This window comes from Variovorax nivicola (assembly GCF_051216475.1).
Taxonomy (GTDB): Bacteria; Pseudomonadota; Gammaproteobacteria; order Burkholderiales; family Burkholderiaceae_C; genus Variovorax.
In genome coordinates this window covers 332,722-355,237 of the sequence record NZ_JBPJZK010000001.1, presented here as the reverse complement: position 1 = coordinate 355,237, position 22,516 = coordinate 332,722, and the positions used below count along the sequence as shown (strand labels likewise).

Annotated in this window: 19 protein-coding genes and 3 tRNA genes; 10 read left to right on the top strand and 12 right to left on the bottom strand. The window is 65.6% G+C overall.

Annotated elements, in window-relative coordinates:
- Nucleotides 1–2: 2 nt before the first annotated feature.
- Entirely contained in the window at nucleotides 3–836 is an 834-nt protein-coding gene (locus ACSFBF_RS01635) for a DUF3592 domain-containing protein (RefSeq protein WP_435464626.1), read from the bottom strand.
- A gap of 49 nt (nucleotides 837–885) precedes the next feature.
- Nucleotides 886–1,140 (bottom strand): TIGR04438 family Trp-rich protein, encoded by a 255-nt coding sequence (locus ACSFBF_RS01630; protein ID WP_435464625.1) that lies wholly within the window; start codon nucleotides 1,138–1,140, stop codon nucleotides 886–888.
- Between the two features lie 108 nt (nucleotides 1,141–1,248).
- Here ACSFBF_RS01630 and ACSFBF_RS01625 point away from each other — a divergent pair, with 108 nt between their 5' ends.
- Nucleotides 1,249–1,563, top strand: a complete 315-nt coding sequence (locus ACSFBF_RS01625) for a c-type cytochrome (protein WP_435464624.1) — start codon at nucleotides 1,249–1,251, stop codon at nucleotides 1,561–1,563.
- Nucleotides 1,564–1,575: 12 nt separating this feature from the next.
- Here the strand turns inward: ACSFBF_RS01625 and ACSFBF_RS01620 are convergent, their stop codons facing one another.
- Complete coding sequence (locus ACSFBF_RS01620) at nucleotides 1,576–2,076, bottom strand: SPFH domain-containing protein (RefSeq protein ID WP_093073774.1); 501 nt, start codon at nucleotides 2,074–2,076, stop codon at nucleotides 1,576–1,578.
- A gap of 141 nt (nucleotides 2,077–2,217) precedes the next feature.
- Entirely contained in the window at nucleotides 2,218–4,215 is a 1,998-nt protein-coding gene (acs, locus tag ACSFBF_RS01615) for an acetate--CoA ligase (RefSeq protein WP_435464623.1), read from the bottom strand.
- Nucleotides 4,216–4,362: 147 nt separating this feature from the next.
- Here acs and ACSFBF_RS01610 point away from each other — a divergent pair, with 147 nt between their 5' ends.
- The gene (locus tag ACSFBF_RS01610; RefSeq protein WP_435464622.1) at nucleotides 4,363–4,998 is read left to right on the top strand and encodes a YqhA family protein; all 636 of its coding nucleotides are present in this window, start codon (nucleotides 4,363–4,365) and stop codon (nucleotides 4,996–4,998) included.
- A 10-nt stretch (nucleotides 4,999–5,008) separates the two neighbouring features.
- Here the strand turns inward: ACSFBF_RS01610 and ACSFBF_RS01605 are convergent, their stop codons facing one another.
- On the bottom strand, nucleotides 5,009–5,926 hold the full coding sequence (locus tag ACSFBF_RS01605) for a LysR family transcriptional regulator (protein WP_435464621.1): 918 nt from the start codon (nucleotides 5,924–5,926) through the stop codon (nucleotides 5,009–5,011).
- 113 nt (nucleotides 5,927–6,039) lie between these two features.
- Here ACSFBF_RS01605 and ACSFBF_RS01600 point away from each other — a divergent pair, with 113 nt between their 5' ends.
- Nucleotides 6,040–6,657, top strand: coding sequence for an NAD(P)-dependent oxidoreductase (locus ACSFBF_RS01600; protein WP_435464620.1), 618 nt, complete (start codon nucleotides 6,040–6,042; stop codon nucleotides 6,655–6,657).
- Nucleotides 6,658–6,712: 55 nt separating this feature from the next.
- Here ACSFBF_RS01600 and fumC read toward each other — a convergent pair whose 3' ends face one another.
- Entirely contained in the window at nucleotides 6,713–8,110 is a 1,398-nt protein-coding gene (gene fumC, locus ACSFBF_RS01595) for a class II fumarate hydratase (RefSeq protein WP_435458412.1), read from the bottom strand.
- Between the two features lie 525 nt (nucleotides 8,111–8,635).
- Here fumC and proV point away from each other — a divergent pair.
- From proV to ACSFBF_RS01560, 7 genes are all read left to right on the top strand, one after another.
- Nucleotides 8,636–9,889: a glycine betaine/L-proline ABC transporter ATP-binding protein ProV gene (proV, locus tag ACSFBF_RS01590; protein WP_435464619.1), complete on the top strand. Its 1,254-nt coding sequence runs from the start codon at nucleotides 8,636–8,638 to the stop codon at nucleotides 9,887–9,889.
- A 20-nt stretch (nucleotides 9,890–9,909) separates the two neighbouring features.
- Entirely contained in the window at nucleotides 9,910–11,055 is a 1,146-nt protein-coding gene (gene proW, locus ACSFBF_RS01585; RefSeq protein ID WP_435464618.1) for a glycine betaine/L-proline ABC transporter permease ProW, read from the top strand.
- Between the two features lie 22 nt (nucleotides 11,056–11,077).
- On the top strand, nucleotides 11,078–12,082 hold the full coding sequence (gene proX, locus ACSFBF_RS01580) for a glycine betaine/L-proline ABC transporter substrate-binding protein ProX (protein WP_435464617.1): 1,005 nt from the start codon (nucleotides 11,078–11,080) through the stop codon (nucleotides 12,080–12,082).
- A gap of 57 nt (nucleotides 12,083–12,139) precedes the next feature.
- Complete coding sequence (locus tag ACSFBF_RS01575) at nucleotides 12,140–13,693, top strand: fumarate hydratase (RefSeq protein WP_435464616.1); 1,554 nt, start codon at nucleotides 12,140–12,142, stop codon at nucleotides 13,691–13,693.
- A 58-nt stretch (nucleotides 13,694–13,751) separates the two neighbouring features.
- Entirely contained in the window at nucleotides 13,752–14,540 is a 789-nt protein-coding gene (gene murI, locus ACSFBF_RS01570; RefSeq protein WP_435464615.1) for a glutamate racemase, read from the top strand.
- Between the two features lie 8 nt (nucleotides 14,541–14,548).
- A complete protein-coding gene (locus ACSFBF_RS01565; RefSeq protein WP_435464614.1) occupies nucleotides 14,549–15,328 on the top strand; it encodes a PA3715 family protein in 780 nt (259 codons plus the stop codon).
- 88 nt (nucleotides 15,329–15,416) lie between these two features.
- Complete coding sequence (locus tag ACSFBF_RS01560; RefSeq protein WP_435464613.1) at nucleotides 15,417–17,597, top strand: Ig-like domain-containing domain; 2,181 nt, start codon at nucleotides 15,417–15,419, stop codon at nucleotides 17,595–17,597.
- Here the strand turns inward: ACSFBF_RS01560 and ACSFBF_RS01555 are convergent.
- From ACSFBF_RS01555 to lon, 6 genes are all read right to left on the bottom strand, one after another.
- Nucleotides 17,594–18,895, bottom strand: coding sequence for an MFS transporter (locus ACSFBF_RS01555; protein WP_435464612.1), 1,302 nt, complete (start codon nucleotides 18,893–18,895; stop codon nucleotides 17,594–17,596). The two genes, ACSFBF_RS01560 and ACSFBF_RS01555, sit on opposite strands and share 4 nt — an antisense overlap.
- A gap of 28 nt (nucleotides 18,896–18,923) precedes the next feature.
- On the bottom strand, nucleotides 18,924–19,565 hold the full coding sequence (locus ACSFBF_RS01550; protein WP_435464611.1) for a DUF6806 family protein: 642 nt from the start codon (nucleotides 19,563–19,565) through the stop codon (nucleotides 18,924–18,926).
- A gap of 20 nt (nucleotides 19,566–19,585) precedes the next feature.
- Nucleotides 19,586–19,677: transfer RNA gene (locus ACSFBF_RS01545), tRNA-Leu, on the bottom strand.
- Between the two features lie 100 nt (nucleotides 19,678–19,777).
- A tRNA-Cys gene (locus ACSFBF_RS01540) sits at nucleotides 19,778–19,851 on the bottom strand.
- 63 nt (nucleotides 19,852–19,914) lie between these two features.
- Nucleotides 19,915–19,990 (bottom strand) — tRNA-Gly (locus ACSFBF_RS01535).
- Nucleotides 19,991–20,051: 61 nt separating this feature from the next.
- A complete protein-coding gene (gene lon / locus ACSFBF_RS01530) occupies nucleotides 20,052–22,493 on the bottom strand; it encodes an endopeptidase La (protein ID WP_093056455.1) in 2,442 nt (813 codons plus the stop codon).
- Nucleotides 22,494–22,516: the final 23 nt, after the last annotated feature.

Here is a 22,516-nt window from a genome sequence, read left to right as displayed (position 1 = left end):
GATCAGGCCATCATCCACGCGCCGTAGCCGAAGGCCAAAAACCCGAGACCTACGATCGCGAGGATGCTGCGGGCCTGGAACTCCAACGCCGGCGGCAGGCTTTGCACAAGAAAGTGCAGCATGGCGCCAGTGCCGATGGTCATGAAGCCTGCGCCAAACTGCTTCATCGGTTCCGGATCGGGATAGAGAAACACCAGCGCAAAGCCGGCCAGGAAGACGATGTTGGCGAGCACGGTGCCGCGCGTGCGCCAGCGTTTCTGCACGGGCGTGGGCTCGCGCACCGGCGGTGGCCTGCTGCCGTAGCCATACCTGCTGCGCCCCTCCTTCAGCGCCATGCCAATGAAGAACAGGCCGAACATGCTCGGAAACGCACCGAAGATGCCGAGCCCCCAGACCCCGCCCCACATGTTCTGGAAGTCGGCCACCAGCGCCTTCGAGGGATCGGCCACGCTGTAGCGCACCTCCACCGCGTCGCCCCACTCCTTGCCCGACAGGCCACCGCCCAGCCCCTTGACGCGGCGCTTCTCCCCGTCGGATGCGGTGTATTCGACGACGGGCGCGCGCGACACCGTGGTGCGGCCCTTGCTGTCCTTGCTTTGCTCGTCGACGAACTCGACCAGGCTGCCCTGCACGCTGGTGGTTCCGGCAATCGACTGGTAGCGGTGCCAGCCGATGGTGGCTGCACCGTAGAGGCCGGCGAAGCCGATCAGCAATGCGCCAACTCCGACACCCCAGAAAAAGCTCTTGAGCCACCCCACGAGCCCGCCGATGGCTGGGCCGAGCAGCAGGGACAGCCCAAAGACGATCAGCGCGTGGGTGGTGGCTTCTTCGTCCATGGCACTTCTGCTTGATGCATGTGCTGGGACTTCGGCCGATGGAGCTGACTCAGCGGCGCGGGCGCTGCCCGTTGCTGGTCTTCACGCCCATGTTGGTCTTCTGGCGGTCGATGCGGTCCTGCTTGCGCCGCTCTTCCCGTTCGATGACCTTGCGCTTGGTATAGCCCGACGAATCGGCCCAGGCCCACCACGCGACCGCCATCGCGAACGGAGACAGCACGATCCACCAGCTCCAGCCGGCGACCATGCCTACTTCGAAATACTTGAGGGCCAGTCCAAGCAGGCCCAATGCCAGAAACCACATTGCGAATCCCTCCGGGTCGTACTGGCAACGCATCCGTACGCCGTGCACGGTGCTACCTACAATCGCGTTGAGTCGAATGTAACTCAGCCCTTACCAAATAGATCCCCCATGAAAAGAGTGTTGTTGTCGGCAGCTCTGGGCCTCGGCCTCGTAGCGCTCGCCGCACCCGCCTTCGCCGACCTGGCCCTGGCGACTTCGAAGAACTGCATGAGCTGCCACGCGGTCGAGCGCAAGGTGCTCGGCCCGTCGTTCAAGGACGTGGCCGCCAAGTACAAGGACGACAAGGGTGCTGTCGACACCCTTGCCAGCAAGATCATGAAGGGCGGCTCCGGCGTGTGGGGACCGGTGCCGATGCCTGCGAACAACCAGGTCAGCGAAGCCGACGCAAAGAAGCTCGCGGCCTGGGTGCTGTCTACGAAGTAGGCCCCAGGGTCATCACGCCTGCGGATTGATGTCCGCCGGCACCGGCCGGCGTTCGATGCGATCTTCGAGCTGGCCGATGTGCGCGGCCACGGTGTTGTCGGTCTGGTCTGAGCGCAGGCGGATCGCGGTTTCGAGCTGCTCCAGGCGTGCCAGCATCGCCGCCTGACGATCGGCGTTCTGCGCCATGTGCTTGTTCTCCTGCGCCTCCAGGAAGTTGCGCAGCTCGGTGAAGCGCGAGGCTTCGGCCTTGTCTGCCAGGTCGCGCTGGACCTGCATTTCCTTGGTGTGGCGCTTGGTGTCGATCAGCACCGAGCTGTGCAGGTACAGCACGTACACGAGGAAGAAGGCGGCCAGCACCACCGTCAGGCCCAGCATGATCAGGCCCAGCGGCGCCGAGACGGTCATGAAGCCCAGCCACACATCGGTGGATGCAGACAGCGTGCCCCAGTTCAGCGCGGCGAGCGCCGCGATGAGCAGCACGATGACAAAAAGAAAAGCGGATCTCACGCCCATGGGGGCCTCCTTCGGAAAGATCGAACACGTCGAAACCCGTGCACGTCGAGGCGCACGGTGGTTGCGACGGTTTTACCTCAGTGAAGAGCCCCGTTCGGCGCAGATGGCCGCATAGACGGCCATGTCCTACAGCACAACTGCTCAGTTCGTCTGCGACAACTGCTCCAGGATGGCCGGATTCTCGAGCGTCGAGGTGTCCTGCGTGATCGCCTCGCCCTTGGCGATGCTGCGCAGCAGGCGCCGCATGATCTTGCCGCTGCGGGTCTTGGGCAGGTTGTCGCCGAAGCGGATGTCCTTGGGCTTGGCGATGGGGCCGATTTCCTTCGCGACCCAGGCGCGCAGTTCGTTGGCGATCTGCTTGGCTTCCTCGCCGGTCGGACGGGCGCGCTTGAGCACCACGAAGGCGCACACCGCTTCGCCCGTCACGTCATCGGGCCGGCCCACCACGGCGGCTTCGGCCACGAGGTCGGTCTTGGACACCAGCGCCGATTCGATTTCCATCGTGCCCAGGCGGTGGCCCGAGACGTTCAGCACGTCGTCGATGCGGCCGGTGATGCGGAAGTAGCCGCGGTCGGCACTGCGCACCGCGCCGTCGCCGGCGAGGTAGATCGTGCCGCCCATCTCCTCGGGGAAGTAGCTCTTCTTGAAACGCTCGGGGTCGTTCCAGATCGTGCGGATCATCGAGGGCCACGGCCGCTTGATGACCAGCATGCCGCCCGCGCCGTTGGGCAGGTCTTTTCCGGTCTCGTCGACGATGGCGGTCATGATGCCCGGCAGCGGCAGCGTGCACGAGCCCGGCACCAGCGGCGTGGCGCCCGGCAACGGCGTGATCACGTGGCCACCGGTCTCGGTCTGCCAGAAGGTATCGACGATGGGGCAACGCTCGCCGCCGATATTGCGGTGGTACCACATCCACGCTTCGGGATTGATCGGCTCGCCGACCGAGCCGAGGATGCGCAGGCTCGTGAGGTCCCAGTTCTTCGGATGCACCTTTTCGTCGCCCTCGGCTGCCTTGATGAGCGAGCGGATCGCAGTGGGAGCGGTGTAGAACACCGACACCTTGTGCTTCTCGATCATCTGCCAGAAGCGGCCCGCGTGCGGGAAGGTCGGGATGCCCTCGAACACCACCTGCGTGGCGCCGGCCGCGAGCGGACCATAGGCAACGTAGGTGTGGCCGGTAATCCAGCCGATGTCGGCCGTGCACCAGAACACGTCTTCAGGGCGGATGTCGAAGGTCCAGTCCATCGTGAGCCTGGCCCACAGCAGGTAGCCGCCGGTGGCGTGCTGCACGCCCTTGGGCTTGCCGGTGGAGCCCGAGGTGTAGAGGATGAAGAGCGGGTGCTCGGCATTCACCGGCACGGGCGGGCAATCGGTGCTCTGGCCCTTCAGCGCTTCGGCGAATGTCTTGTCGCGGCCTTCGACGCGGTTCCAAGCGGTGGGCGTGCGCTCGTACACGAACACAGTCTTGATCGACTCGCAGCCGCCGAGCGCGATGCCGTCGTCCACGATGGCCTTGAGCGGTAGCTCCTTGCCGCCGCGCAACTGGTAGTTGGCCGTGATGACCGCCACCGCGCCCGCGTCGATGATGCGCTCCTGCAGCGCCTTGGCCGAGAAGCCGCCGAACACCACGCTGTGAGTGGCACCGATGCGCGCGCAGGCCTGCATGGCGATCACGCCTTCGACCGTCATCGGCATGTAGATAACGACGCGGTCGCCCTTCTGGATGCCCTGCGCCTTCAGCGCGTTGGCGAACTGGCTCACGCGGGCGAGCAGCTCCTTGTAGGTGACGTTGGTGACGGCGCCGTCGTCGGCTTCGAAGACGATGGCGGTCTTGTTCTCGACCGGGGTGCCGATGTGCCTGTCGAGGCAGTTGGCGCTGGCGTTGAGCTCACCGTCGCCGAACCACTCGTAGAACGGCGCCTTCGACTCGTCGAGCGTCCTGGTGAAGGGCTTGGTCCAGTCCAGGTTGTCCTTGGCCAGGCGGGTCCAGAACCCCTCGAAATCCTGCTCGGCCTCCTTGCACAGGGCCTCATAGGCGGCCATGCCGGAAATGCGGGCGCCCTGCGTGGCGCGGGCGTCGGGCGGGAACACGCGGTTCTCGACCAGGACGGATTCAATGTTCTTCGATGCGCTGCTCATGCTCTATGTCTCCTGGATAGGTGCGGCCGTAATGTCGACGGGTCCACTTACGGGTCACTGACGGGTCCGATGTTAGTTCTCGGGGTTATCACGAGTGCGTCACGGGGGCACCTCTAGAATCCCCGGTCCCCAACCACCGCCTTGCCGATGTCCGCTCCCGAACCTTTCGACACCCGGAACCCGCCCGTACCAGCCCGCGCTTCACCGCTGCGCCCCCTGCCCAAGCTGATCTTCGCGAGCCGCTGGCTGCAGCTTCCGCTGTATCTGGGGCTGATCGTGGCACAGGCGGTGTACGTGGTGCACTTCCTGGTCGAGCTGCTGCACCTGGTCGAGGCCGCGTTCGGCAGCAAAGAAGCGCTGCAGGCGCTCATCACCAGCATCGGCTACAAGACCGCGGCGCCGGTCGGCACGCTGAACGAAACGGTGATCATGCTGGTGGTGCTGGCGCTGATCGACGTGGTGATGATCTCGAATCTGCTCATCATGGTGATCGTGGGCGGCTACGAGACCTTCGTGAGCCGAATGGACCTCGAAGGCCACCGCGACCAGCCCGAATGGCTGAGCCACGTGAACGCCTCGGTACTCAAGGTGAAGCTGGCCACCGCCATCATCGGCATCAGTTCCATTCACCTGTTGAAGACCTTCATCAACGCGGACAACTACACCGACCGTGTGCTGATCGCGCAGACCGTGATCCATATCGCCTTCCTGCTCTCGGCGATGGCCATTGCCTATACCGACCGGCTGATGGCCCCGGCGCCTCACGCCGGCGACGGCCACTGAACCTTGCCTCTTAGCCTGCGTGCGGCGCGTCCCACGCAGGCACTTCGGTGAATCGCTCGGCGAGAAAGTCGAGCATCGTGCGCAGAGTGGCCGGCATGTGCTTGCGAGAGGCGTACACGGCGTACATGCCCACCACCTGCGGCTCGAAATCGCTGAAGAGCCGCACCAGTTCTCCCTTCTGCAGCAGCTCCGACGTGAGATAGGTCGGCAGCATCGCGATGCCGGCCCCTGCCCTTGCCAGGTACATCAGGCTCGCCGCGTCGTTGGCCGAGACATTGCCATCCACGGCCACGGACACCGGCTCCCCGTTGTCTTTGCGCGTGAAGTTCCAGAGGCTGCGTCCAAAGTAGGAATGCGTGAGGCAGTTGCGCTGGGCCAGTTCTTCCACGCGCAGGGGTTTTCCATGCTCCTTCAGATAGGCTGGTGAGGCGCAAACCACCGATCGGCACGTGGTGAGCCGGCGAGCGATCAGATTGGGGTCGATCTCCGCCGCCGTGCGGATGGCGAGGTCGATGCGCTCGTCCACGAGGTTGACGGTTCGGTCCAGCAACACCAGGTCAACCATCACGGCCGGATAGAGCCGCACATAGTCGGCAATCGCGTCGGCCAGTTGTGCCTGCGCAAACGAGGTTCCAGTGGTGATGCGCAATTGCCCCCGCGGCGCCTCGGCCGGATGCCGCACCGCGGCCTGCATGTCGCCCGTGAGTTCCAGCACCTGGAGGCAACGCGGCAGCAGCTCTTCGCCGGCCGCAGTGAGGCTCAGGCGGCGCGTCGTGCGGTGCAGCAGGCGCGCGCCAGTCCATTGCTCCAGTTCGGCCACGTAGCGCGTGACCACCGGGCGGGACATGTCGAGCTTGTCGGCGGCGGCCGAAAGGCTGCCCGAATCGACCACGTTCACAAACACGCGCATGGCGTTCAATCGGTCCATTCGAACGATTTTAGGAATAAACAAGCGCGCAAATCGAGGTATTTCTTTCGAAACCAGAAACCTAAGATGCGATTCATCCCATCCGATCTTTCGATCTTTCACAGGAGTCCCTCATGAGCCACATCGCCATCATCGGCGCCACCGGACGCGCCGGCGGCCGCCTTCTGGAAGAAGCCCTGCGCCGCGGCCACACCGTCACAGCCATCGCCCGCAAGGCCAGCGAGAAGCTGGCAGGCCGCGCTAACGTGAAGGCCGTCGACCTCGACGCGCTCGATGGCGCAGCGCTCGAAAAAGCGCTGGCCGGCCACGACGCCGTGTTCAGCGCCGCGCACTTCTCTACCGTGCCGCCTGCGGCCATCATCGAGCCGGTCAAGCGCGCGGGCGTGAAGCGCCTGCTGGTGGTCGGCGGCGCCGGCAGCCTGTTCGCGGCGCCCGGCCTGAAGGTGATCGACACGCCGAACTTCCCCGATGCCTACCGCGCCGAAGCCTCGGCCGGCGGCGTGTTCCTCGACACGCTGCGCAACGAGAAGGAACTCGACTGGACCTTCCTGTCGCCCTCGGCCGAATTCGTCGAAGGCGAGCGCACGGGCAAGTTCCGTCTGGGCAGCAACGACCTGCTCGTGAGCGCCGAAGGCCGCAGCTGGATCACCTTCGAGGACTACGCGATCGCGTTCATCGACGAGCTTGAAAAGCCGGCGCACTCGCGTCAGCGGTACACGATCGGCTACTGAGCTGACGGCCACAAAAAAAGGACCCTCGGGTCCTTTTTTGTTTGAGCTGGCCGAATCAACGGCCAGTCATGTTCTCCGGCACCACCCACTGGTCGAACTGCTCGGCCGTCAAGTGGCCCGACGCAATCGCCGCCTCGCGCAGGCTCGTGCCTTCCTTGTGCGCCTTCTTCGCGATGTAGGCCGACTTGTCGTAGCCGATGTGCGTGTTCAGCGCCGTCACCAGCATCAGCGAGCGCTGCACCAGCTCCGTGATGCGTTCGCGGTTCGGCTCGATACCCACGGCGCAGTGGTCGTTGAAGCTCACCATGCCGTCGGCCAGCAGGCGCACGCTCTGCAGGAAGTTGTGCGCCACCATCGGTCGGAACACGTTCAGCTCGAAGTTGCCCGAGGCGCCGCCGATGTTGATGGCCACGTCGTTGCCGAACACCTGTGCGGCCAGCATCGTGACGGCTTCGCTCTGGGTCGGGTTGACCTTGCCCGGCATGATCGACGAGCCCGGCTCGTTCTCGGGAATGCTCAGTTCGCCGATGCCGCTGCGCGGGCCGCTGGCAAGCCAGCGCACGTCATTGGCGATCTTGTTCATGCTGGCGGCCAGCGTCTTCAGCGCGCCGTGGGCATGCACCAGCGCGTCGACGCTGGCCATGGCTTCGAACTTGTTCGGTGCGGTCACGAACGGCAGGCCCGTGAGCTTCGCCAGTTCGGCCGCCACCTGCTCAGCATAGCCCTTGGGCGCGTTGAGCCCGGTGCCGACGGCCGTGCCGCCCAGCGCCAGTTCGCTCAGGTGCGGCAGCGCGGCGCGCACATGCGCCTCGCCGTGCGCGAGCTGCGCCACATAGCCCGAGAACTCCTGGCCCAGCGTGAGGGGCGTGGCGTCCTGCAGGTGGGTGCGGCCGATCTTCACGATGTCGGCGAAGTCCTTCGACTTCTGCTCCAGCGTGCCGCGCAGCTTGGCAATGGCCGGCAGCAGCTTGTGCGTGATGGCTTCGACGGCGGCCACGTGCATGGCGGTCGGGAACACGTCGTTGCTCGACTGGCTGCGGTTCACGTCGTCGTTGGGGTGCACGAGGCGGCCTTCGCCGCGCTCGCCGCCGAGGATCTCGCTGGCGCGGTTGGCCAGCACCTCGTTGACGTTCATGTTGGTCTGCGTGCCCGAGCCGGTCTGCCAGACCACCAGCGGGAACTCGCCCGGGTGCTTGCCGGCGATGACTTCGTCGGCGGCCGCCACGATGGCGTTGGTCTTCTTTTCGTCCTGCAGGCCCAGCGCGTGGTTGACCACGGCGGACGCGCGCTTGACCTGGGCCAGCGCCTTGATGATTTCGCGCGGCTGCTGCTCGCCGGAGATGTCGAAGTTCTGCAGCGAGCGCTGCGTTTGCGCACCCCACAGCTTGTCAGCCGGCACGTCGATCGGTCCGAAGGTATCGCGCTCGGCACGGGTCTTGGGGGAAGTCGTCATGAGAAAAAGCTCCGCAGGATCATGAAAGGTCGCGCCGCTCGGCGGGCGCGAGCCCGAGTATCGGCCAATAGGAATAGCTCGCATCTGACGGGGCCATTGGGTGGCCGCTGACATCACGATACGCCTCTCGCCTTGACCGCATCATGTCGAAAAGTTATGATCTAGGGCTTCTGACGACCAACAAGTCATGATGAGTTCGGATTCTCCGGCTCTGCTGAACTTGCAGGTCACCCCTTCACTACTCGCGGATCTCCGAATCCCGTCGCGGTGCAAGGTTCTCCCGCCGGGCCCAGCCCGGCAAACCGGCCGGATCTTTTCCGTCCCCATTGCCACGTCACGCTCATCCAGGCGGCGCCCCTCGACCAGGCCCGTTGCTCTGCGAATGAAGCATCCGGCGGGCACTGGCTTCGTCGCCATGTCGTCTTCAGTGCCTGTCGGCAGCCCATCCAATGGGCTGGGGGCGTGGTCGCGTCGCCCTTGCGGGGGTGGCGATCTGTCAACCCCTCACCAAAGGAGCCCCGACGTATGGCCAAAGGAATTCTCATCGACCATGTCTTCAAGGTGTTCGGCGACGAGCCCGAACAAGCCCTGGAGCTGGTCCGGCAAGGCTTTTCCAAGAAAGAGATCCTGGCACGCACCGGCCAGTCGATCGGCGTGTTCGACGCCACCTTCGAAATCCAGGCCGGAGAAATCTTCGTCATCATGGGTCTCTCGGGTTCGGGCAAGTCGACGCTGGTGCGGTTGCTGAACCGGCTGATCGAGCCGACCGCGGGCCGCATCGTGATCGACGGCGCGGACATCAACGAACACTCCGACACCAAGCTGCGCGCGCTGCGCCGCAAGGACATCAGCATGGTGTTCCAGTCGTTCGCGCTGATGCCGCACATGACGGTGCGCGAGAACACGGCCTTCGGCCTCGAACTCTCGGGCACCGGCAAAAAGGAGCGCCTTGCACAGGCCGACCTTGCGCTTGCGCAGGTGGGGCTGGCAGGCTGGGGCGACAGCTACCCCGACGAGCTCTCAGGCGGCATGCAACAGCGCGTAGGGCTGGCGCGGGCGCTGGCCTCGGACCCGTCGATCCTGCTGATGGACGAGGCCTTCTCGGCCCTCGACCCGATCATCCGCACCGAGATGCAATCGGAGCTGCTGCGGCTGCAGCAGGAACAGCGCCGCACCATCGTCTTCATTTCGCACGACCTCGACGAGGCCATGCGCATCGGCGACCGCATCGCGATCATGAAGGACGGCCAGGTGATCCAGGTCGGCACGCCCGACGAGATTTTGCGCAGCCCCGCCGATGACTACGTGCGCAGCTTCGTGCGCGGGGTGGATGCGGCGGCCGTATTCAAGGCGGCTGATATCGCGCGCAAGTCGCTCACCGTCGTCAGCGAGCACCCCGAGCGCGGTGCGCGTGCGGCGCTCAAGCTGCTGGAAGACCAGGACCGCGACTTCGCCTACGTGACGAGCCCCAACAAGCGCTTCCTCGGCGTGGTGTCGGCGGACACGCTGCGCGGCGCGCTCGACGGGCATTCGGGCCCGCTGGGGCTGCAACACGCGTTCCTCAACGAGCTGCCGCGCATCGACGCCGAAGCCCCGGTGGCAGGCCTGATCGGCCAGCTCGCGCAGGCGCCGTGCGCGCTGCCGGTGGTAGCGAGTGATGGCCGCTTCTGCGGTGCGATCAGCAAGACGACGCTGCTCAAGTTCCTCGACCGCGACACGCCGCCGATCGAGCCAGTCTTGCCCAACGCCGCCCCCGCTCTCGCCGCCGAGCCGCACTGAATTCACGAAGGACCTGAACGATGAACGACAACACACTTCCTTCCGACCTGAACACGCCCGCAGCCCCGACCTTCGTCGATCCGTGGGAAGCGCTCTCGGCCGCGCCCGACACCTCGGCCACCAGCGCCTGGCTCGACGCGCCGGTGAACGCCGCCCACCAGTTGGCCGGACAGGCCGACACCGCCACCGGCGGCTTCCAGCTGCACCGCCTCTGGGACGGCTCCCTGCCCGTCGAATCCTGGATCAACCAGGGCCTCGGCTGGGTGGTCGAGCACTTCCGCCCCTTCTTCCAGACCGTGCGCCTGCCCATCGACAGCACGCTGAACTGGGTGCAGGGCCTGCTCACCGGACTGCCGACGCTGGCGATGATCGCGCTCATCGGCCTGCTGGCCTGGCAGTTCGCCGGCCGCGCGCTGGCCATCGGCACCACGGTGGCGCTGCTGCTCGTGGCCATGCTGGGCATCTGGCCCGAGGCGATGGTGACTCTGTCGCTGGTGCTGACCTCACTCGTGTTCTGCATGGTCATCGGCCTGCCGCTGGGCGTGCTGCTGGCGAGCAGCGACCGGGCGCAGCGGATCATGCGGCCGGTGCTCGACGCGATGCAGACCACACCGGCCTTTGTTTACCTCGTGCCGGTCGTGATGCTGTTCGGCATCGGCAATGTGCCGGGCGTGATCGTGACGATCATCTTCGCGCTGGCGCCGCTGGTGCGCCTGACCAACCTCGGCCTGCGCCAAGTGCGCCCCGACCTGATCGAGGCCGCCCGCGCCTATGGCGCCTCGCCCTGGCAGATGCTGGTGAAGGTGCAGCTGCCGCTGGCCATGCCGTCGATCATGGCGGGCATCAACCAGGCGCTGATGCTGTCGCTGTCGATGGTCGTCATCGCATCGATGATCGCCGTGGGCGGCCTGGGCCAGATGGTGCTGCGCGGCATCGGCCGGCTCGACATGGGCCTGGCGACCGTGGGCGGCCTGGGCATCGTGCTGCTGGCGATCTCGCTGGACCGGCTGACGCAGGCCATGGGCAAGTCGCGCCGCAGCGCTGGCCGCCGCTGGTGGCACACCGGGCCGGTGGGCTTCGCGCTGCGAGTGCTGCAGCGCCTCGTGGGTACGCCCTCGCAACCGGGCAACCAGCCGGTTCCCGCTCTGTCCACGCAAGCGCAATAAGCCGCACGGAGGAACACAACGCATGAAGAAGACCAGTTTCATCGCACGCGGCCTGCTGGCCCTCGCCTTCGTGGCCTCGGGCATGGCCGCCCAGGCTGCCAACGACCTGCCCGGCAAGGGCATCACCGTGCAGCCGCTGAAAAGCTCGCTCGCAGAAGAAGCCTTCCAGACACTGCTCGTGATGCGCGCACTCGAAAAGCTCGGCTACACCGTCGAGCCCATGAAAGACCTGGAGCCCGCCACCGAGCACTTGGCCATTGCCAACGGTGACGCCACCTTCATGGCCAACCACTGGAGCCTGCTGCACGCCGACTTCTACAAGAACAGCGGCGGCGACGCCAAACTGTGGCGCAAGGGCGTGTACTCGGACGGCGCCGTGCAGGGCTACCTGATCGACCGCAAGACGGCCGAGCAGTACGGCATCACGAACATCGCGCAGCTGAAGGACCCGGCCGTCGCGAAGCTGTTCGACGCAGATGGAGACGGCAAGGCCGACCTCACGGGCTGCAACCCTGGCTGGGGCTGCGAGCTGGCCATCGAGAACCACCTCACGGCCTACCAACTGCGCGACACCGTCACGCACAAACAGGGCAGCTACGCCGCGCTGATGGCCGACACCATTGCCCGCTTCAAACAAGACAAGCCGGTGCTGTACTACACGTGGACGCCCTACTGGGTGAGCGCCGTGCTGCGCCCGGGGGCGGACGTGGTGTGGCTGCAGGTGCCCTTCTCGTCCTCGCAGGGCGGCAACGTCGATACCCAGTTGCCCAACGGCAAGAACTACGGCTTCCAGGCCAACCAGGAGCAGATCGTCGCCAACCGGGCCTTCGCCGAGAAGAACCCGGCCGCGGCCAAGCTCTTCGAGGTGATGAAGCTGCCGATCGGCGACATCAACGCGCAGAACCTGCGCATGAGCCAAGGCGCCAACACGCAGCAGGACGTTGAGCGGCACACCGACGGATGGATCCGGGTGCACCGCCCGCTGTTCGACGGCTGGATAGAGCAAGCCCGAGCCGCAGCGCGATAGGCGCGTCGGCTGAGATAATCGGGGGGCGTTTCACACTCCCAAAAAACTCCCCCCACCATGACGACCACGATCCAGCAGGCCGACCTGATCGAATCGATCAGCGCCGCGCTGCAGTACATCAGCTACTACCACCCCGCCGACTACATCGCCCACCTGGCCCGCGCCTATGAGCGCGAGCAGAGCCCCGCGGCCAAGGATGCCATTGCGCAGATCCTGACCAACAGCAAGATGAGCGCCACGGGCCATCGCCCGATCTGCCAGGACACCGGCATCGTCAACGTGTTCCTCAAGGTGGGCATGGACGTGCGCTGGGGCGGCTTCACCGGCAGCCTCGACGACGCCATCAACGAAGGCGTGCGCCGCGGCTACAACCACCCCGACAACACGCTGCGCGCCTCGGTCGTGGCCGATCCGCAGTTCGACCGCAAGAACACCAAGGACAACACGCCCGCGGTGATCTTCACCGAGATCGTCCCCGGCAACACCGTCGAAGTGACGGTCGCGGCCAAGGGCGGCGGCAGCGAGAACAAGAGCAAGCTGGTCATGCTGAACCCTGGCGACAGCGTGGTCGACTGGGTGCTCAAGACGGTGCCCACCATGGGCGCCGGCTGGTGCCCGCCGGGCATGCTGGGCATCGGCATCGGCGGCACGGCCGAGAAGGCCGCGCTGATGGCCAAGGAAAGCCTGATGGACGACCTCGACATGCACGAGCTGCAGGCCAAGAAGAAGTCGGGCGCGGAGCTGAGCAAGGTCGAGGCGCTGCGCATCGAGCTGTACGAGAAGGTCAACGCGCTGGGCATCGGTGCACAGGGCCTGGGAGGCCTGGCCACCGTGCTCGACGTCAAGATCCAGATGTACCCGACGCACGCGGCAAGCAAGCCCGTGGCCATGATCCCCAACTGCGCGGCCACGCGCCACGCGCACTTCACGATGGACGGCAGCGGACCGGTCTACCTCGACCCGCCGTCGCTCGACCTGTGGCCCGACGTGAACTGGGCCCCTGATGAAAAGAAGAGCAAGCGCGTCGACCTCGACAAGCTCACGCCCGCCGAAGTGGCAAGCTGGAAGCCCGGCGACACGCTGCTGCTCAACGGCAAGATGCTCACCGGCCGCGACGCCGCGCACAAGCGCATCCAGGATATGCTGGCCAAGGGCGAGAAGCTGCCGGTCGATTTCACCAACCGCGTCATCTACTACGTCGGCCCGGTCGATCCGGTCGGCGACGAAGCCGTGGGCCCCGCCGGCCCGACCACCGCCACGCGCATGGACGGCTTCACCGAGATGATGCTGGCGCAGACCGGCCTGATCGCGATGATCGGCAAGGCCGAGCGCGGCCCCGTCGCCATCGAGGCCATCAAGAAGCACAAGAGCGCCTACCTCATGGCCGTTGGCGGCGCCGCCTACCTCGTGAGCAAGGCCATCAAGACCGCCAAGGTGGTGGGCTTCGAAGACCTGGGCATGGAAGCGATCTATGAATTCGACGTGGTCGACATGCCCGTGACGGTGGCGGTCGATGCCGGCGGCACCAGCGCGCACATCACCGGCCCGGCCGAATGGCAGAAGCGCATCGCCAGCGGCGAGTTCAAGACCATCATGATGGAAGAAGCTTGAGCGCCGCCCGGCCGCCCGAAGGCGCTCGCACCGCAGTGCGCAGCACGGAGGTTTTCTAGTGCTTCCAGTAGGCGTCTTCGACAGCGGCGTCGGCGGGCTCAGCGTGCTGGCCGCGCTGCGGGCCGAGCTGCCGCACGAACGCTTCGTGTACTTCGCCGACACGGCCTATGCGCCGTACGGCGAACGCGGAGACGCCTATGTGATCGAGCGCTCGCGCACGGTGGTCGAACACCTGCGGCGCGAGCACGGCATCAAGGCGCTCGTCGTCGCGTGCAACACGGCTACCACCGCCGCCATCCACCTGATGCGCGCCGAGAATCCCGACCTGCCGATCGTCGGGCTGGAACCTGGCCTCAAGCCCGCCGTGGCTGCGAGCCGCACGGGGCGCATCTCGGTGATGGCTACGCGCGGCACGCTGGCCAGCGCCAAGTACGCCACGCTGCGCGCCTCGTTCGCCGGATCTGCCGATGTACGGCCTGTGCCCTGCGACGGGCTCGTGAAGGCCATCGAAGGCTTCGACTCGGCGGGCATCGCTGCGCTGTGCGAGCGCTACATGACAGAGGCCGGTCCCTTCGGCGATGCACCGAGTGAAGTCGACACGGTGGTGCTCGGCTGCACTCACTACCCGCTCGTGAAAGACGAGTTGCGCCGGCACGCGCCGGCCACGCTGCGCTTTATCGACACAGGCGTGCCGGTCGCACAGCAGACGCGGCGCCTGCTGGCATCGGCGGGCCAACTCGCGGACAGCGGCAGCGGTGGCCTGCTGCTGCAGAGCAGCGGCGACGTCGCTGTGCTCGAAGCCGCAGCCGCGCGATGGCTCGGACTCTCTACCGCAGCCACGACCTGATCCAAGTCATGCGTCTCCTGCGCCACGCCGCCCTCCTCCTGTGCCTCTCGGCCGCCGGCCTGAGCCACGCGGCCTGCGAGAGCGGACTGGCCGAGCGCATGCACGCCAAACTGCATCCCAACCGCCCGCTCGACGAGCGGCTCGCGGCCTGCAAGGTGTGGCCGGCCTTTCCAGGACGCAGCATCGTCGTGCTGCCGATGCCGCGCGAAACCACCGACCGGGGCGCCAAGGTCTTCGACCTGGAGATCCTGCTGATCCAGCGCCCCGACAACGGCAACACCGATCGCGACACCGTCATCGGCCGCCTCGTGCAGCCCGAAGCACTCGACGAAGACGCCACCACGTCGATCCAGGACATCCGCATCGACACCTCGCGCTACGTGCTGTCGCCCGAGGCCCGCGCCTTCGGCCTGCGCGTGCGCTACCGTGGCAGCAACGCGCCCGGCAGCCCGCTGGCCAGCGAGACCGTGCGGCTCTATGTGCACCACGGCAAGCAATTGCGCCAGGTGCTGCAGGAGATCGAGCTCGATCACGACCACGGCGGATGGGACTCCACCTGTACAGGCCACTTCGAGAAGCTGCGCACCATGCTGTCGGTCGGCAAGGCCAGCAGCAACGGCTTTGCCGATCTGCAGCTGTCCCGCACGCTGCTGCAGAGCCGCGCGCAGGAGCAGGAGGACCAGGGCTGCGTGGAAAAAGCGCTGCCCGCGAAATTCAACACCGTCACGCTGCGCTATGACGGCGAGCGGTTCAAAGTGCCGAAATCGCTGCAGCAACAGACGCCCTGACGGGCAGCTGAATTGGCGCCGTTTTTCACGGTGCCGTCACACGAAAGTAACAGCATGCGCGGTTTGTCCAAAACAACAATCGCGCACCATGAACTCTCTCGTCACTCCCCCCCGCATTCCCTTCAAGCCCATGCTGCTCGCCAGTGCCCTGTCCGTGCTGCTGGCCGCATGCGGCGGCGGTAGTGACGGAGGCGGCAGCTTCTTTCCGACCACGCCGCCAACGACAGTTGCGCCACCGGCGACTCAGCCGCCGGCCTCCGAGCCGGACCAGCTCGTTTCCAAAGCCCAGTTCACGCCCAACACAGGCACGACAGAGGGCTCGTCGGATGCATCAACCGCCTTCGCCCTGCCCGACGGCTTCATGCTTGTGGCCGACGACGAGGCCAACGTGCTGCGCGCCTATCCGCGCGCCGGCGGGGCCGCGGTAAAGGAATGGAGTTACGAACTCGAAGGGCCGAAGCTCGGCAAGGAACTCGACCTCGAAGCCGGCACGCGCATCGGAGACACGCTGTACCTCACCGGCTCCAACAGCAACAAGAAAGACGGCAGCGACGCGCCCGACCGTTCGCACCTGTTCGCAGTGAAAGTCACGGGCACGGGTGCCACCACCACCTTCACCTATGTCGGCCAGTTCTCGGCGCTCGAAGCCCAGCTCGTGGCCTGGGATGTCTCCAACGGCCACGGCCTGGGCGCCAACTACCTCGGCTTCGCCGCATCGGCCGGGGCCGGCATCGTGCCCGAGCGGGTCGACGGCTTCTCGATCGAGGGCATGACCAGCGCACCGGGCGACAGCGCCTTGTGGCTCGGCTTCCGCGCGCCCCAGACCGGCACTTCGACGCGCGCCAAGGCGCTCATCGTGCCGGTGCAGAACTACGCCGCGCTGGTCGCGGGCACGGCCACGCAGGCCACATTCGGCGCACCCATCGAACTGGAGCTCGGGGGCCGCGGCATTCGCTCGATCGACAAGGGCACTGACGGTAACTACCTGATCGTCGCCGGCCCTGCGGGCGCCGCCAGCACGGACGTCGACCGCAGCTTCGCACTCTTTGCATGGAACGGCAATCCGGGCAGCGCGCCAGTCGAGCTGTCGAACGACCTCGACAAGCTGCGCAAGGACACGGGCGGCAGCTTCGAATCGACAGTCGAAGTGCCCGGCCCGGTGACCGCAGGCACCCAGGTGCAACTGCTGCTGGACAACGGCGACACCGTCTGGCCCGGCCAGACAGACGCCTCAAAGGACCTGCCGCCGGCCGACCAGAAGTTCGACGGCTTCGTTGTGCGCCTGGGCCAGCCCTGGATCGACACCACCGGTCCGGTGCTGCGCAACGCCTCGCCCAAGGCCACGGACGGCAGCGTCGGAGCGAACGCGAAGATCACTCTGAGCTTCAACGAAGGTGTGCGCCTGGGCGCCGGCAACATCGTGCTGCACAAGGCCGACGGTACGGTGGTCGAGAGCTTCTCGGCCAGCAGCCTGGCCACGAGCGTGCAGCGCGCATTCAATACGATCACGCTGACGCCCAGCCAGCCGCTGGCATCGTCGACCGGCCACTACGTGACAGTGGATGCCAACGCGATCACCGATGCCAAGGGCAACGCCTACGCAGGCATCGCCGACGCGACCACGCTGAGTTTCACCACCAGTGCACCACCCGCGCTGGCCGCCGGCGATATCCTCTTCGTAGGCGCGAACGCCGACAAGACCGATGCATTCGCCTTCGTGCTGCTCAAGCCGATGGACACGGGCACGAACATCGTGTTCACCGACCGCGACCGCACCGCCTCCGACTTCAACGGCATCACCAACGAGAGTGCCTTCGTCTGGACTGCCGACCGCAACCTGCCGGCGGGCACCATCGTGACCATCCAGCCGGATGTGAAGAACACGAATCCGATCGCCAACATCGGCACCGTGCAAGGCGCGGGAGGCGGCATCAGTGCCAGCTACGAAACGATCTACGCCTTCGTCGGCGGCACCATCGCCGGCCTGGGCACCGGCACTGCCGGCACGATCAGCGGCGTGGGAACCTACCTGGCCAGCATTACGCTGGGACCGGTGCCCAACTCGGACGCCATTCCCAGCAGCTTGACGGCCGCGGGCGCCGCGATCAGCTTCGTGGACAAGTTCGACGTGCTCTACAACGGCCCGATGCTGCCAGCATCGCCGACGTCGACCGACATCGCGAACTTTGCCGCGAGCGTAAAGAACACTGCCAACTGGAAGTCCCAGAGCGGCACTGGCTGGCCTCTGACGAACAACAGCCTGTTCTAACTGCGTAGCGCGGCCTCCCGGCCGCGCTGCATATTGATCGGCAGCAGCAGCAACAGCCCCGCCACGAACAGCACCGCAGTCGAGAGGATCGCGATGCGCTGGTTGCCGCCGGTCATCCACGTGATGGCGCCGAAGCTCAGCGGACCGATGATGCTCGCCAGCCGTGTCGCGAAGGTCCAGAGCCCGAAGAACTCTGCGAGTTGCTGCGGCGGTGCCAGATAGCCCGTCATGGCACGGCCGGCTGACTGGCTCGATCCCATGGACAGCCCGGCGATGGCGGCGGCCCACCAGAAGCCGCCCTTGGTCGTCACCAGCGCGGCGATCACGCAGACCGCGATCCACGCGACCAGCGTGCCGGCCAGCGAGATCTTGTGGCCGATGCGGTCCTGGACGTAGCCGAAGCTGAAGGCACCCAGCGCCGCCGCGATGTTGAGCACGAAGATCAGCACCATGGTCTCGCTCGCGACGAAGCCGATCACCTGCTCCGCATATATCGCCGCAAGCGTGATGGCCACGGCCACGCCGCCCTGGTAGCAGACCGTGCACGCCAGCAGCCACATGAAGTCGCGATAGGCCCGGGCCTGCCGGTATGTGGCACGGAGCTGCTGCCATGCACCGCCCTGCTCCGCGCGGGCCGCCTGGGGCTTTGCGCGCTCGGGCAGCAACATGAAAGTGACGCAAGCGGCTCCACCGTAGATGACTGCCGTGATCAGCATCGTCACCGGCACGAAATGCGCCGCTGGCAAGCCCTTCGATTGCGACCACAGCACATAGGCCAGGCAGATGCCCAGCGCCAGCATGCCGCCGACATAGCCGAAAGCCCAGCCCCACCCGCTGACCTTGCCCATGCCCTCGGCCGTGGCAAGTTCGGGCAGGAAGGCACCCGTGAGGGACTCGCCATAGGAATAGAAGGCGTTGGAGACGATCACCAGCGCCATCGCCAGCGCGACGCCGGACGCGCCCGAAAAACCCGGTGTGATGGCAAGCGCCGCTGTCGCGAAGACGCAGCCGACAGTCGCGAAGACCAGCACCCGCTTCTTGGCCGCACGCAAATCGGCCCAGGCGCCGATGGCGGGCATGGTGAGCATCACGATCGCATAGGAGGTGCTGAGCGCCGCCGTCCACGCAAAGGCGGCCCACGGCGCACCCTTAGCAATGCCACCCACGAAGTAAGCAGCGAACACCGCGGTGATGACGACCGTGGTGTAGCCCGAGTTGGCGAAGTCGTACATCGCCCAGCCGAAGACCTCGCGCTTGCGAACACCCGGACGCAGCGCGGAGGCGGGAAACAGGGCCATGCGGCCTTGGACCGGGGCGTGGGGTTGCTTAGTGCAGGTGACGCGGACGGCGACCGCCGCCATGGCCACCACCGCTGCCCCCGCTGCCCGGACCACCGGTGCCGCGCGGGCGCTTGCCGATTTCGAGCGAGTTCACCAGCGCGTCGAAACGATCGCTGAAGAGGCGGTCGATCTCGGAGACCACGCCACCCAGCTCGGCGCCGTCGAAGTGACGTTCCATGAGGTTGACAACGTCTTCCACCAGCAGGTCGCGCTGCACCTGCATGATCGCGGCCGGGTTCGGGCCGACGAACAGCATCAGGAAGTCGTCGCGTGATTCTTCTTCGGGGTCGCCCTCTTCCTCGTCGAAGTCGGTGTCGTAGAAGGTGACCTCAATGGCCGCGCCGCGATCAGACAGCTCGTTCAGGCCCATGCACATCTCGTCGAGCGCCTGGCGGAAATCTTCGTCGCCGGGGACGGTCCAGCACATCTGCAGCGTGTGGTCCTTCTGCTCGAAGCGGATGCCGGGCTCTTCTTCGTAGGTGCTCGTGGCACCGTCGGCCAGCGACTTGGCACCGGCGTACTTCCAGAGCGGCTTGAGCGCTTCCTGGATCTGGTCGAAGGTGACGTCCGAACGCAGCGGCACGTCGCCGTGCACATGGATCTCAAATGGAGCGTTGTAGCGAGGCATCGAATGCTCCCTTGTAAGTTTGGTACCCGGAACGGGGGTCGAACCCGTATGCCCCGATTAAGGAAGCGGCGGATTTTAAGTCCGATGTGTCTACCAATTTCACCATCCGGGCGTCAGGTTGAACATCGACGATAACCCAAACAAAACAAGCCCCGGCAACGTGGGTTGGCGGGGCTTGGTAGTCGGAGTCGAATCTGGTTGAACCGAGAGAGTGGAGGCGCGACCCGGAGTCGAACCGGGCTAGACGGATTTGCAATCCGTTGCATAACCGCTTTGCTATCGCGCCACGCAGAAATACGAAATCGAACTAGCGAAAAAAAGGGAAGCTGTTGCTTCCCTTTTTCAAAACTGGAGCGGGAAAAGAGTCTCGAACTCTCGACCTCAACCTTGGCAAGGTTGCGCTCTACCAACTGAGCTATTCCCGCGTTTCGAGCCTCGAATTATATACCAGTTTTTCGAGGCTCCACAAGTTTTGCGATCAACCGGTCAGTGCTTGACCGAACCTTCCGAAGCCGGCGCTCCCGCGCGCTGCTTGGCCAATTCGGCCACGGCAGCTGCGGATGCAGCCACTTCTTCATCGGACAGCGGCTCGGGCATTTTCTCGAGAGCGATCTCGAGCACTTTGTCGATCCACTTCACAGGCACGATCTCGAGGCCGTTCTTCACGTTCTCGGGAATCTCCTGCAGGTCCTTGGCGTTCTCTTCCGGAATCAGCACGGTCTTGATGCCGCCGCGCAGCGCGGCCAGCAGCTTTTCCTTCAGGCCGCCGATGGCAGTGACTTCGCCACGCAGCGTGATTTCGCCAGTCATCGCGACGTCGCTGCGCACTGGGATGCCCGTGAGCGCCGACACGAAGGCCGTCGTCATCGCCGCGCCCGCGCTCGGGCCGTCCTTCGGCGTGGCGCCATCGGGCACGTGAATGTGGATGTCGCGCTTCTCGAACGCCTCGTCCTTGATGCCCAGGCGGCGCGAGCGGCTGCGCACCACGGTGCGCGCGGCCTCGACCGATTCCTTCATCACGTCGCCCAGCGAACCGGTGCGGCTGATCACGCCCTTGCCGGGCATGGTGACGGCTTCGATCGTCAGCAGGTCGCCGCCAACTTCGGTCCAAGCGAGGCCGACCACTTGGCCGACCTGGTTCTGCTTCTCGGCGAGGCCGAAGCTGTACTTGCGCACGCCAAGGAACTCGTTGAGGTTCGTGCCATCGACCGTGACCTTGGGCGTGAACTGCTTCAGCAGCAGGCCCTTCACCACCTTGCGGCAGATCTTGGACAGTTCGCGCTCCAGCGAACGCACACCCGCTTCACGCGTGTAGTAGCGCACGATGTCGCGCACGGCCTCTTCGGTGACGAGGAGTTCTTCTTCCTTGACGCCGTTGTTCTTCAACTGTTTCGGCAGCAGATACTTGATCGCGATGTGCGTCTTCTCGTCCTCGGTGTAACCCGAGAGGCGGATGACTTCCATGCGGTCCAGCAGCGCCGGCGGAATGTTCATCGAGTTCGAGGTTGCGACGAACATGACGTCGCTCAGGTCGAAGTCGACTTCCACATAGTGGTCGCCGAAGGTGTGGTTCTGCTCGGGGTCGAGCACTTCGAGCAGCGCGCTCGACGGATCGCCGCGGAAGTCCGTGCCCAGCTTGTCGATTTCGTCGAGCAGGAACAGCGGGTTGCGCGTGCCGATCTTGCTCAGACCCTGCAGCACCTTGCCCGGCAGTGCGCCGATGTAGGTGCGGCGATGGCCGCGAATTTCGGCTTCGTCGCGCATGCCGCCCAGCGCCATGCGGGTGTACTTGCGGCCGGTCGCCTTGGCGATCGACTGCCCCAGCGAGGTCTTGCCCACGCCCGGGGGGCCCACGAGGCACAGGATCGGCGCCTTGACCTTGTCAACGCGTTGCTGCACCGCGAGATATTCGAGGATGCGATCCTTGACCTTCTCGAGGCCGTAGTGGTCGGCATTGAGCACGGCCTCGGCATTGGCCAGGTCGTGCTTGATCTTGGTCTTCTTGCTCCAGGGCAGGCCGATCAGCACGTCGATGTAGTTGCGCACCACGGTGGCTTCGGCCGACATGGGCGACATCAGTTTGAGCTTCTTGAGCTCGCCCTCGGCCTTCTTCAGGCCTTCCTTAGACATCTTCGCGAGCTTGATCTTCTTCTCGATCTCCTCGATGTCCGCGCCCTCTTCGCCTTCGCCGAGCTCCTTCTGGATGGCCTTGACCTGCTCGTTGAGGTAGAAGTCGCGCTGGTTCTTCTCCATCTGGCGCTTCACGCGACCACGGATCTTCTTGTCGACGTTGAGGATGTCGACTTCGCGCTCGAGCTGGCCGAACAGATTCTCCAGGCGCGCCTTGACGTCGTCGAGGTCGAGCACGGCCTGCTTGTTGTCGAGCTTGAGTGGCAGGTGCGCGGCGATGGTGTCCGCCAGGCGGCCCGGATCGTCGATGCTAGAGATCGAGGTCAGGATCTCGGGCGGAATCTTCTTGTTCAGCTTGACGTACTGGTCGAACTGCTGCATTACCGCGCGGCGCAGCGCCTCGACCTCGGTGCCCTTCTCGCCGCCCTCGGGCGCCTCGACGGGCGTCACGTTGGCCGAGAAGTGCGTCTCGCCGTCGTCGATGCGGTTCACGCGTGCGCGCTGCTGGCCTTCGACCAGCACCTTCACCGTGCCGTCGGGCAGCTTGAGCATCTGCAGGATGGTCGAGACGCAGCCGACCTCGAACATGTCCTCGACCGAGGGCTCGTCCTTGGCAGCGGCCTTCTGGGCCACCAGCATGATGCGGCGCTCCGCCTCCATGGCCAGCTCGAGCGCCTTGATGCTCTTGGGGCGACCCACGAAGAGCGGGATCACCATGTGGGGAAACACCACAACGTCGCGCAGCGGCAGCAGCGGCAGGTCGAGTGCTTCGGGAGGCAGAGGGGTGTGGCCAGACATGCAGATCCTTCGCGTCTTTGGCT

What these genes read in the sequence shown, in the direction of transcription:
- proV (WP_435464619.1), top strand. Translation starts at nt 8,636, where the DNA reads ATGGCCAAAGGAATTCTCATCGACCATGTCTTCAAGGTGTTCGGCGAC.
- ACSFBF_RS01605 (WP_435464621.1), bottom strand. Translation starts at nt 5,926, where the DNA reads ATGGACCGATTGAACGCCATGCGCGTGTTTGTGAACGTGGTCGATTCG.
- acs (WP_435464623.1), bottom strand. Translation starts at nt 4,215, where the DNA reads ATGAGCAGCGCATCGAAGAACATTGAATCCGTCCTGGTCGAGAACCGC.
- fumC (WP_435458412.1), bottom strand. Translation starts at nt 8,110, where the DNA reads ATGACGACTTCCCCCAAGACCCGTGCCGAGCGCGATACCTTCGGACCG.
- ACSFBF_RS01625 (WP_435464624.1), top strand. Translation starts at nt 1,249, where the DNA reads ATGAAAAGAGTGTTGTTGTCGGCAGCTCTGGGCCTCGGCCTCGTAGCG.
- ACSFBF_RS01555 (WP_435464612.1), bottom strand. Translation starts at nt 18,895, where the DNA reads ATGGCCCTGTTTCCCGCCTCCGCGCTGCGTCCGGGTGTTCGCAAGCGC.
- ACSFBF_RS01620 (WP_093073774.1), bottom strand. Translation starts at nt 2,076, where the DNA reads ATGGGCGTGAGATCCGCTTTTCTTTTTGTCATCGTGCTGCTCATCGCG.
- ACSFBF_RS01550 (WP_435464611.1), bottom strand. Translation starts at nt 19,565, where the DNA reads ATGCCTCGCTACAACGCTCCATTTGAGATCCATGTGCACGGCGACGTG.
- ACSFBF_RS01560 (WP_435464613.1), top strand. Translation starts at nt 15,417, where the DNA reads ATGAACTCTCTCGTCACTCCCCCCCGCATTCCCTTCAAGCCCATGCTG.
- ACSFBF_RS01630 (WP_435464625.1), bottom strand. Translation starts at nt 1,140, where the DNA reads ATGTGGTTTCTGGCATTGGGCCTGCTTGGACTGGCCCTCAAGTATTTC.
- ACSFBF_RS01575 (WP_435464616.1), top strand. Translation starts at nt 12,140, where the DNA reads ATGACGACCACGATCCAGCAGGCCGACCTGATCGAATCGATCAGCGCC.
- ACSFBF_RS01610 (WP_435464622.1), top strand. Translation starts at nt 4,363, where the DNA reads ATGTCCGCTCCCGAACCTTTCGACACCCGGAACCCGCCCGTACCAGCC.
- ACSFBF_RS01635 (WP_435464626.1), bottom strand. Translation starts at nt 836, where the DNA reads ATGGACGAAGAAGCCACCACCCACGCGCTGATCGTCTTTGGGCTGTCC.
- ACSFBF_RS01565 (WP_435464614.1), top strand. Translation starts at nt 14,549, where the DNA reads ATGCGTCTCCTGCGCCACGCCGCCCTCCTCCTGTGCCTCTCGGCCGCC.
- ACSFBF_RS01600 (WP_435464620.1), top strand. Translation starts at nt 6,040, where the DNA reads ATGAGCCACATCGCCATCATCGGCGCCACCGGACGCGCCGGCGGCCGC.
- proW (WP_435464618.1), top strand. Translation starts at nt 9,910, where the DNA reads ATGAACGACAACACACTTCCTTCCGACCTGAACACGCCCGCAGCCCCG.
- proX (WP_435464617.1), top strand. Translation starts at nt 11,078, where the DNA reads ATGAAGAAGACCAGTTTCATCGCACGCGGCCTGCTGGCCCTCGCCTTC.
- lon (WP_093056455.1), bottom strand. Translation starts at nt 22,493, where the DNA reads ATGTCTGGCCACACCCCTCTGCCTCCCGAAGCACTCGACCTGCCGCTG.